The organism is Geodermatophilus sp. YIM 151500, from assembly GCF_025716945.1.
Lineage (GTDB): Bacteria > Actinomycetota > Actinomycetes > Mycobacteriales > Geodermatophilaceae > YIM-151500.
Genome location: NZ_JAOVZT010000040.1, coordinates 1 through 1138 on the forward strand (window position 1 = coordinate 1; position 1138 = coordinate 1138).

The window sequence follows — 1138 nt, forward strand, 5'->3', positions numbered from 1 at the left end:
GACCGGCGGGGTCCTGTAGTTGCTCATCATCACCGCCGACCAGCGGCGGGCCAGCTCGTCGGTGTGCGTCGTGCCAGCGCTCATGCCCTCGCCTCCTCCTCGGCCGGGAGAGCCGGCACGACCATCGTGCCCGTGCCCTCGGTCGTGAACATCTCCAGCAGCAGGGCGTGCGGGGTGCGGCCGTCGACGACGGTGGCCCGGCGCACACCCCCCTCGACCGCGCGCAGGCAGGCCGCCATCTTCGGGATCATCCCGGCGTCGAGGGTCGGCAGGATCTCGGCCAGCTCGCGGGTGTCGATCTTCTGGACGAGGGACTCCCGGTGAGGCCAGTCCGCGTAGAGGCCCTCGACGTCGGTGAGCACGACGAGCTTGACCGCGCCGAGGGCCGCCGCCAGGGCCGCGGCCGCGGTGTCGGCGTTGACGTTGTGGACCACGCCGTCGGCGTCCGGGGCGACGCTGGCGACCACCGGGATGTGCCCCGCCTCGAGCAGCGCGGTGACCGGTGTGGGCTCGACCGCGGCGACGTCGCCGACCAGGCCGATGTCGACCGGCCGGCCGTCGACCACGGCCGTGGTCCGCCGGGCGGTGAACAGACCGCCGTCCTCGCCGGAGAGGTGCACGGCCATCGGACCGTGCTGGTTGATCAGCCCGACGATGTCGGGGCCGACCTGGCCGGTGAGCACCATGCGGACGACGTCGATCGTCTCGGGCGTGGTCACCCGCAGGCCGCCGCGGAACTCGCTGCCGATGCCCAGGCGGGTGAGCATGGCGCTGACCTGCGGGCCGCCGCCGTGCACGACGACGGGGAGGATGCCGCAGGTCCGCAGGAACACCATGTCCTCGGCGAAGGCGCGGCGGCACCCGTCGTCGACCATGGCGTGCCCGCCGTACTTGATCACCACCACGTTGCCGTGGAACTCGCGCAGCCACGGCAGCGCGCCGGTGAGGACCTCGACCTTCCGCCGGTCGCCCTCCGGGTCGTAGGTGCGCATCACCCGACGGGTGCCGATGCGCTTCCTCGGCGCGGTCACGTCGAGCGGGACGTCGGGCGGGGTCGGGTCCTGGCGGTCATGGCCGTGCCCGGCGGCGGTGGTGTCGGTGCTCATGTGGAGTAGGCCGAGTTCTCGTGCACGTAGGC

General features: G+C 73.1%; 1 protein-coding gene. It reads right to left on the minus strand.

All coding sequences use genetic code 11. The features are described from left to right. Positions 1-80: 80 nt before the first annotated feature. On the minus strand, positions 81-1106 hold the full coding sequence (gene argB / locus OF117_RS22040) for an acetylglutamate kinase (RefSeq protein WP_263555003.1): 1026 nt from the start codon (positions 1104-1106) through the stop codon (positions 81-83). Positions 1107-1138: the final 32 nt, after the last annotated feature.

What these genes read in the sequence shown, in the direction of transcription:
- argB (WP_263555003.1), bottom strand. Translation starts at nt 1,106, where the DNA reads ATGAGCACCGACACCACCGCCGCCGGGCACGGCCATGACCGCCAGGAC.